General features: G+C 48.1%; 5 protein-coding genes and 1 pseudogene. 5 read left to right on the forward strand and 1 reads right to left on the reverse strand.

What is annotated here, in order from left to right:
* The 5 genes and pseudogenes from RT340_RS19360 to RT340_RS19380 form a co-directional block, all read left to right on the forward strand.
* A pseudogene (locus tag RT340_RS19360) lies at positions 1-1,113 on the forward strand (AAA family ATPase); the annotation flags it as partial.
* A complete protein-coding gene (locus RT340_RS19365; protein WP_313377523.1) occupies positions 1,110-2,084 on the forward strand; it encodes a ParB family protein in 975 nt (324 codons plus the stop codon). The pseudogene RT340_RS19360 and the gene RT340_RS19365, both read left to right, overlap by 4 nt.
* A gap of 945 nt (positions 2,085-3,029) precedes the next feature.
* Positions 3,030-4,082, forward strand: a complete 1,053-nt coding sequence (locus tag RT340_RS19370) for a RepB family plasmid replication initiator protein (protein ID WP_313377524.1) — start codon at positions 3,030-3,032, stop codon at positions 4,080-4,082.
* Between the two features lie 1,282 nt (positions 4,083-5,364).
* Positions 5,365-6,993 (forward strand): ABC transporter ATP-binding protein, encoded by a 1,629-nt coding sequence (locus tag RT340_RS19375; RefSeq protein WP_313377525.1) that lies wholly within the window; start codon positions 5,365-5,367, stop codon positions 6,991-6,993.
* A gap of 422 nt (positions 6,994-7,415) precedes the next feature.
* Positions 7,416-8,987 (forward strand): sensor domain-containing diguanylate cyclase, encoded by a 1,572-nt coding sequence (locus tag RT340_RS19380; protein ID WP_313377526.1) that lies wholly within the window; start codon positions 7,416-7,418, stop codon positions 8,985-8,987.
* 58 nt (positions 8,988-9,045) lie between these two features.
* Here RT340_RS19380 and bdcA read toward each other — a convergent pair.
* A partial coding sequence (gene bdcA, locus RT340_RS19385) for an SDR family oxidoreductase (RefSeq protein ID WP_313377527.1) occupies positions 9,046-9,605 on the reverse strand: 560 nt, incomplete at its 5' end.

A 9,605-nucleotide genomic window follows, 5' to 3' on the forward strand; every position in this document is an offset into this window, starting at 1 on the left:
CAGGAATTTAACCAGGAAGGCTAGTACCATACCTTTACTCGTGATGCCGTCGCCAACTTACTGCTATAGAGTAAACACGCGGTTGCCGCCGCCATCAGAGAGATGGAAGAGGCGAGTTATGAATTCGGCAGAAAGCAGACGGGCAGCACTTCTCAATATGCAATGAGCATTCAAAACGTCGTCGATATCTATAAGCATCGCAAGGTGCCCAAATATCGCGACAAACATAAAGATCCCTTCGTCGTTTTTGTTGTAAATCTCAAAGGTGGCGTGTCCAAAACCGTCACGACCGTTACCCTGGCACACGGTTTACGTGCTCACCCAGGCTTGCTGCATAATGATCTGCGAATTCTGGTGATTGATTTGGATCCGCAGGCCTCCAGCACCATGTTCCTCAGCCATACCAACAGTGTCGGTTCGGTGCTGGAAACGGCTGCACAGGCGATGCTGAACGATGTCAGCACTGAGCAGCTGCGTGAGCAGTTTGTGAAACCCACTGTGATGCCAGGCGTTGATGTGATGCCCGCTTCGATCGATGATGGTTTTGTCGCCAGCGACTGGGATGCACTGGTTGCTGAGAATCTACCTGGGATCGCACCCTCTGAAGTTCTGCGCCGCAACGTCATTGATCGTCTGGCTGAAGATTACGATTTCATCTTTATCGACACCGGTCCGCATCTTGATGCATTTATGCTCAATGCCATTGCCGCCAGTGACTTACTGCTTACGCCGACACCGCCAGCACAGGTTGATTTTCACTCAACGATGAAATACCTGACGCGACTGCCGGAAATGCTTGAGCGCATTGAGAACGAGGGGATAGAGCCAAGATTGAAAGCAAATATTGGCTTTATGTCGAAGATGACCACCAAACATGACCACATTACGTCTCATAGCTATGCACGTGAGGTGTTCACAAAATCGATGCTGGATGCGGTATTACCCCGTTTAGATGGTTTTGAGCGCTGTGGTGAGTCATTTGACACGGTGATCAGCGCAAATCCGACTTCGTATCCAGGCAGTGCCGATGCACTCAGAAAGGCGAAACAGGAAGCCGAGAATTTTTCACGCGCTGTATTTGACCGCATTGAATATATCAGGAGTACCAAGTGACCGAACCCAAATCACTCAAAAGAATTGGCCGCACCATGGGCCAATCCCAGATGTCGAGCTTTATCAACAGCGGCAATCAGTCACGCGTATTCACTCTGAAGTCGGGTAACACAGCGACATTCAGCCGCCAGCTCATTCCCAGCGGTGAAGTGGAAACCAAAACCGTTGTTGACGCGCAGGTGAATGGGCGAGACCAGTCAGCGCTCACTGAAGAATCAGTAAAAGACATTACGCGCACCATTGAGTTGCAGCAGTTCTTTCCGGCAATTGGCCGCCTGGTGGATGGCCGCATTGAAATTATGGATGGTTCTCGTCGTCGTGCCGCTTGTCTGTTCGCCGGTACGGGTCACGAAGTTCTGGAGACCGAGGATGACATTGATATCAGTGATGCCCGCAAGCTGGCCGCCGATATTAAGACTGCAAAAGAACACAATCTACGTGAACTGGGTCAACGTTTCCTGATGATGGAAGCGCAGGGTATGAACAAGACCGAGATCGCGAAAGCAGAAGGGATATCGAACGCCAAAGTAACGCGTGCATTTCAGGCTGCGTGGGTTCCTGCTGAATTTATCGAGTTAATACCGGTTGTTTCCGACCTCAGCATTCCGGACTACAAATTGCTGCTGGATGTGGCAGAAGAAGCGAAAGCAGAGGGTGTGGCGGTTAAAGAGGTTGTGGCTCAGGTCAAAGAGCGAATGGATGACGATCAGGCGCTGCACAAACTGGCCTCCGATGATCAGAAAACCCGGATCCTGTCGTTTTTCACCACTGCTAAAAAGCAGCTGGTTAAGCCGGTGAAAAACAAAAGTGTCACCACTGAGAAGTTTGGCCATTTCTCAGATCGTACCGCTTACGCTAAGCGCAAAACTAACGCAGAAAAACGCCATGTGCATTATGAATTCCACCGTTTGCCTGCCAATACGCTGGAAGAGATCGATATTGCTATTAAGGCGATCCTTTCTAAGTCTTGATCCGGCTCCTTCATACAACGCAAATCCAAAATGGACGTGATTTTCACGTCCTTTTTTTACTGTTCCCACTTTTCAGTAAGCCACGTTCGTTTGAATCTGTGCTTCTAAGCGCTTCAGCAGCGTTCTAATCCATTTAAATTCAATTATCGTATCTGGCAAGCCTAATCCTCTCAACCCGCCAAAAGACCCTGTACAGGCTGAATTTACGAACATCTGATTGATGATTGTGTTTATACCAAAACCTGGGCTCATCCAGGCCAACAAGTTATACAAGTAGATCTTTTCTCGGGATCGACATTCAGGATTGAACGAAATCACCGTATTCCGGCTGAAACCTGCTTAACAGCCTCATTTAACGCTGATTTTTATCCCCTTTATCCACAGGGTAGATCCAATTATTCGATCATAATGAGATCCCATTGAGATCAAAGAAGATCCCGGATCGCTGCAGGCCTTGATATGACTGGTCTGAAAGGACCTTAATAACCGCTATAAGGAGTAAACTAACCGCTGTGGAGAGGAAAATAACCGATGAAATGAGTGAAACAACCGATGAAGAGAGTGACTGATAACCGCTGTAGTGAGCAGGCAAGGATGCAAGCTGTGTGTAACTGATCCCGCTGTGCATAACTTTGATTTCCAGTGACGCGATTGACTGAATTTCAGCGGCCGTTATCCCGTAAAGGTTATCCCCATTATTCACTGACCCGATCCAAGAACAGATCCACATAAGATCATATAAGTTCCTAATAGATCCCCACTACGGTTAAAGCCTTGTGCCACATGCCCTGAGGAGATATCGGTAACCGCTATAATGAGTAAACTAACCGCTATAGAGAGTAAATTATCCTCTATAGAGAGTAGTCTAACCGATGAAGTGAGTGCTAGTATCCGCTATAGAGAGTAAACGCGCGATGTCCCTGTGTATAAACCGGATCCTCGAAAATGTCGGAAAATGAGCTAAAAAACAACAAGATAGTTGAAGCCTTTTCAGAAACAGATAAACGAACTGGCGAACTGGTTGTACTTACCCCCAACAGAGATAACACTGTTCAACCGGTTGCTTTAATGCGATTGGGACTGTTCGTTCCTACGTTAAAATCGACCAATAACCGTAAAAACGACACGACAGCCGTTACTGATGTCACGAACGAACTTAAGTTACTGTCGCTCGTTAAATCAGAAGGTTATGAAAGGATCAGGATCATTGGCCAGCGACTCGATATGGACAATGATTTTAAGACTTGGGTAGGGATCATTCACGCGTTTGCGAAGTATAACGTGACGAATGACAAGGTGGTTTTACCCTTCGTCGAGTTCGTCAAACTGTGCGGCATTCCTTCTTCAAGATCTTCAGCCAAGCTGAGGGAGCGATTGGAAGCTTCGCTGATCCGCATTGCATCCAATACCATCCAGTTCGGTACTGCTGACAAAGATGAACTCTATGTCACGCATCTGGTGCAATCCGCAAAATACAGTGTCAAAAAGGATACGGTGGAGCTTCAGGCCGATCCAAAGCTGTTCGAGCTGTATCAGTTTGACCGCAAGGTATTGCTGCAGCTGCGCGCCATAAACGCACTGGCTCGTAAGGAGTCCGCTCAGGCGCTTTATACCTTCATCGAAAGCCTTCCTCCTAATCCGGCGCCCATCTCCATGGCGCGCCTGCGACAACGTCTGAATCTGACTTCTCGTCCCATCACGCAGAATGCGACCGTGCGCAGGGCGATGGAGCAGCTCAAAGACATTGGTTACCTTGATTATACTGAGCTAAAACGCGGTAGCTCCGTGGTATTCCACATTCATTATCGTCGGCCAAAGCTCAAACCTGCAGAGTTGCCACTCAAGCTGCCGGATATTCTCGAAGATGAGCTGGAGTTGGATGATCCTATCGAGACTAATGATGTTGCTGCAGTCAGCGAGCCGCAGGGTGAAATGGTGATGCTTTCAAAAGCGGAGCTGAAGATCCTCGAGGAAATACGCAAAGGTAAAGTGAAGTAGTCTTCTGAATTAGCCCCCATTTGGTAACCGCTATAGAGAGTAACTGCTCTCTATAGCGGTTATTTGCTGCTGCAGTCCACGTTGTTCACCTCCCACATTCACTGCTATCAAGACATTTGTGACCCAGTAACCACTATAGAGAGTAGGCTTGTACTCTCTATAGTGGTTATCTGGAAGTCGCTCACAATTTGCACCATTCTCAGCCAAAACCCGCAATGTGACTGCTTTCAGTGTGATAGAAGAGGGGGCTGCTTGTGGTGAGTCATCATGGAATGATCCAGGATCGTCCCCAGATTTAACAACCACTATAGAGAGTAGGTATGTGCTCTCTATAGTGGTTATTCGACGGAAGTGACGTTATCACTTCTATCTTTTTGAGTTATTTGATGATTATTGAGGGATATTTGTTCAGATAACAGTGTGATTTATGTTCAATACCGCCTAAAACTCAACTCTTATTGTTTTATTATCATAGGGTTATTCTCTTTCACTGCCGGAAACTGCTTTTCCTTCTCTGTATATCCACTATAGGGAGGAGTTACTCACTACAGTGGATAGCGCTGCTGATGGCATTGATGAGTGGCTTAGCCTGAGATCCTGCTAACACGCACTCAATTGCGGGATTTTCGCATCCTGCAATAACCGCTATAGAGAGTGACTTTGCTCTCTATAGCGGTTATTTGGTTTCGTTTAATTATATTAAGTGTTTGATTTATAGGATTTATTTTTGATGTTTGATTTTTTGGCTAACCGCTATAGAGTAAACTTTTAAGCAATGCACATATCGGAAGAACTTGAAGATCCCATATCAATCGCAAGATCGTTGATTTGCAGGGCAGAGGATCAAACATCCACTATAGAGAGTAGAAGCAACCACTATAGAGAGTAACTACTCACTATAGTGGTTATGTTTAATCTACCCCCCTGGTGATTACTAACCTCGCAAGGCTTGCCAATACTGGTGTTGGTAATTACTAACATAAAGGTGATGAGCGCGAGTGCACAGGAACGGATAATTGTCATCATTGCAGCGCGTTAGGGTATGGAGGAGTGGTTTACTCTCTAAAGTGGTTGTTCCACAAGATCGACTCGCTCCACGCGATCCTGATCAGGTGTAGATCCCCTTCATTTCACGTTTGCGCTCGCTCATCATGACTGGCTGGCAATAGATAGACTCAGTGAGCGCTTTGGCCTGCGTCAATATGAGGGGGGAGTATCTCGTATTACTGCACTTATCGCCATCGTCCTTCTTTAGGGCCTGATACCGGCGCTTAATGTCTTCATGACAGGAAAGATAATTAACACACTCCATACGCTTCAAATCAATGATCATGCACTGATGTTCAGTGTTGCCATCTGGTGTCTGTCTTTGCTGGGTATTCAACTGATGACCCCGCTGGTGAATCTCATTCCGGGTGATGTGACGGAAATTTCGACCAGCCATTTCAGCGCAAATATTATGCGGAGAATGAATGAATCTTTTACTCTGAGCCTGTTTGATAACAAGGAGCGTTACGAGCAGCTGGAATTTTTGAAAAAAGAAGCAGCCTATCAACCGCTTAATTTCATCATTTGCATTATTTACGCCTTCAGAGCCGCCGTGATGGCTGGAAGCTTGCTACTGGTGCTAATAGCGTATTCAGGGATTGGGGCGGCCATTTGCGCATTGTCCGTATTACCGATGATTATCATTAATATCCATATCCAGAAAAAATATGTGCACGAGTTATTCAAAAACGCTAAGGACGCAATTGCAATGCGTTACGTCTATGGCGTCAGTATGGATAAAAGCTTTTTACAGGAAATTCGACTCTATGGGCTGGGTAGTTATCTGCTAAAAAAGTTCTCAGGGTCAGCATTTAATACCTATCAACGTATGCACCAGCAACGCGTCAGGGCGCTGATAACGCCCATTCCCGCCATGCTGCTTAGCCTGGTGATGCTATTTGCCGGGGTATATCTTTTCCTGAGCAATCTGCGCAGCAGTGATATCGCGGTGGGCGCGTTAGTGATGGTGTTTCAGTCCATTGTGATGATGAAATCGCATCTGGATGAAATTGCGAATTACGGTGCCAATCTGACATCAATGGGCAGCTTTTTTCATAGTTACCACTCCTTTATGACCGAGGAGATTGAGCCCGTTACCAACGGCCAAAAATTACTCCCCGATAACACGCCGTTCTCACTCAGTATTAAGCATCTTAGCTTTGGTTATGAAGGCCGGAGCAAGAAGGCCTTAGACGGCATTGATCTTGTGATTAGGGCAGGTGAGAAAGTGGCGATTCTGGGGGATAACGGAAGTGGTAAAACCACGCTGATTAAAATGCTGCTGCGGATGTATGCCTATGAACAGGGTGATATCAGCGTATCCGGTGTTCCACTACAAAGTCTGGAGATTGACGGTTACCGCCAGCAGGTGGCAACTGTGTTTCAGGACTACGGCAAGTATGAATTTACCGTCGGTGAGAATATCGCACTGAGTCAGTATGACACAGAAGCGCATTCCACTCAGGTTGACGATTTACTCAATAAAGTCGCGTTTCCTCATCCGCAGCAGACCCGACTGGGTAAACAGTTTGGCGGTGATGAACTTTCAATCGGGCAGTGGCAAAGGCTGGCGATCGCGCGTGCGTTATACCTTAAAGCCAATCTGTTCATCTTTGATGAGTTTTCATCCTCGCTCGATCCAGAAACTGAACATCGCCTGTTTAATGAAATCCTTTCACTCGACACGACGGTTATCGCCGTGACTCACCGTCAGGGAAATATCAAAGAGTTCGACAGAATCGTGGTCATGGCGGAGGGAAAAGTGATCGAAAACGGAAGTTTTGCTCTGTTGATGGGTAAACAGGGCAAGTTTTATAATATGTGGCACGCTCAGTTTAAATCGGTCATTGCTGAATCGGCGTAATGCAATCGTCGGGAACTGATTTGAGAGAGACGCCAGTTCATGCTGTTAATCCGCTGCGTCATTAAAATGCTTTATTCAGCAGGTTGAATAATAATGGCGCGCTGGATTAAATATTTAAAACCTGTCATCGATAGAAACTGGCCTGTCAGGCAGGTCAGTTTCAACATGGCGTCTATAAAAGAAATTTGATTATGGCATTCTAAAAATCATCACAGAAATCCATATCTTTATTCAGACGTTATTGTTTAACTCCCTTCGTTATTTTTACTAATATCAATTGGTAATCATTCCTGAGCGTTATCAACACCAGGCAGCAAGAAATATCCTATAGTTCAGCCTTTTTAGCGGGTAATGCCAGGCAAGCTTTCGCATTTCTCTTTATCTGCTTAACTGAATGCTGGATAAAGATGATGGGGATAAGGGTGGATAAAAAAGACACGCGCGAACAGGCAGGGCTCCTTTATCACTCCCTCATCAGAAGTATCACGCTTGCAGGCATTGTGCTTATTGCCGCGGTGTTAGGTATTAGCATATGGACGCTGCATCAGGACTGGAATGATACTGTCAGGCAGAGTGAAGAAACAGCGACGAACCTGGCGCTGTCGCAGGCGCGGCAGGCAGAAGATACTTTCTTGCAAACTGAGCTCGCGATGCGTGAAATGCAGCGTGACGTTGAATCGCAGCTGGTGACCGGTATCAATAGCCGCAATCTGAGTCAGACCATGCGGGAGCTTCAGGGGCGATTGCCGCAGCTGCACGGTCTTTTCTATTACGACGCCCAGGGCAAGTGGATAGCCACCTCTGCATCGCAGATACCGGCAGACATCAATAACTCCGATCGCGAGTACTTCAGGTTTCAACGCGACAATCCGCGCAACAGCATTCATCTTGGTCCGGTGATCCGTAGCCGAAGCACCGGTGATCTGGTGATCCCCGTCTCACTTCGCATCAGCGATGCGCTGCGCGGTTTTCAGGGCGTCTTGCTGGCTACGGTGAAAGTTGACTATTTCCGGCACTTTTACGCTTATTACGAGATGGGTCCTAAGGACGTGCTGGTGTTAATGCTGGCTGACAGTTCCGTGTTATACGCACGGCCGATGCCTGATAGTTTTATCGGCAAAGATCTCTCTTCCAGCCATCTGTTTCAGCAGATGCTGCAGGGCACAAACCGCGGAAGCGGGCAGTGGACCTCGGCTCTTGATGGAAAACCTCGTATTTTTGGTTTTGCACGATCGGATCGTTACCCGCTGGTGGTTGCAGCAGGGTATGACACGCATAGCCTGTTCATTAAATGGATGAAAGGACGCGTTCAGGATGTGTTGCTGAGTCTTGCACTGTTATCCGCCATCGTTGCCATGGGCGTATTCGTGCTACGTCAGGCCAGACATAGCCTGCATTATCAGCTTGAACTGACCAATCTTCGTGATGAGCTGAGTGCAGCCAACTGTGCGCTGAACAGACTGGCGCATGCGGATGCGTTAACGGGGCTCGCGAACAGACGTGCATTTGATCGCTACCTTGAGGAGTGCATCCTGGCCGCAGACACGCACAACGAGCCGGTTTCGCTGGTGATGATCGATATCGATTATTTCAAACGCTATAACGACACTTACGGCCATGTGGCCGGGGACGAATGCCTGAAGCGTGTGGCGCTGGCGATAAACGCCATCTCTCTGCGCGGTACCGATTTGGTGGCACGATATGGCGGAGAAGAGTTCGCCATCGTACTTCCCGGTGCTGATATTGAACATGCGATGGCGGTGGCTGTGGCTGCTGTGCAAGCTGTACGTGAGCAGGACATCATCCATGACTCGTCTCTGTTAGCTTCCCAACGGGTGACGCTGAGCGCGGGATGTGCATCGCTGAACACTGAGAGAGAAAATCGCTCGGCTCAATTGTTGATCAGGCAGGCCGATATGGCGCTCTATTCCGCTAAGCAGGCGGGCAGAAATCAGGTGAAGAGCGATGAGTCATATCTGAACACTCACAGCTGAAAGAGCAAATGCAGCCAGGTTTATTGAGGCAATCTGGCTCAAGTTCATCGATGACATCTTACGCGCCAAATCCGCCATCAATCGTGTGCATAGCGCCTGTCACGAATGAAGCTTCCGGACCGGCAATCCAGGCAACCATACCGGCCACTTCTTCAGGTTTACCGTGACGCTGAATGGCCATAAAACTGTGCATCAGCTCCTTCATCGGGCCGTCTGCCGGATTCATATCGGTGTCGACGGGACCCGGCTGGACGACATTCACCGTAATACCACGTGGTCCAAAGTCTCGTGCCAGACCGCGCGCTAATCCCTGCAGGGCCGATTTGCTGACGGCATAGGCCGCGCCTCCTGACATTGGCATCCGGTCTCCGTTGACGGAACCGATGACGATAATGCGACCCCCTTCTGTCATCTGACGCGCTGCTTCCACCGCAGCGTGATAAGTGTCGTGAATGTTGATTCGTAATAAGTGATCTAGGGCATCGCTTTTCAGCTCTAACGCATCACCAAAAAGTGCCACGCCCGCATTCACCACCAGCACATCCAAAGGCCCGGGATCTCGTTCCAGCTTGGTCACGGCATCGCGATCGGCGCTGTCTGCCTGAACCGCTTTACTGC

The organism is Pantoea sp. CTOTU50773 (assembly GCF_032082325.1).
In the GTDB taxonomy this organism is placed as follows: Bacteria; Pseudomonadota; Gammaproteobacteria; order Enterobacterales; family Enterobacteriaceae; genus Pantoea; species Pantoea communis.

Excerpts from the sequence above, each read along its gene's own strand:
- RT340_RS19375 (WP_313377525.1), top strand. The coding sequence starts at position 5,365 with ATGACAGGAAAGATAATTAACACACTCCATACGCTTCAAATCAATGAT.
- RT340_RS19370 (WP_313377524.1), top strand. The coding sequence starts at position 3,030 with ATGTCGGAAAATGAGCTAAAAAACAACAAGATAGTTGAAGCCTTTTCA.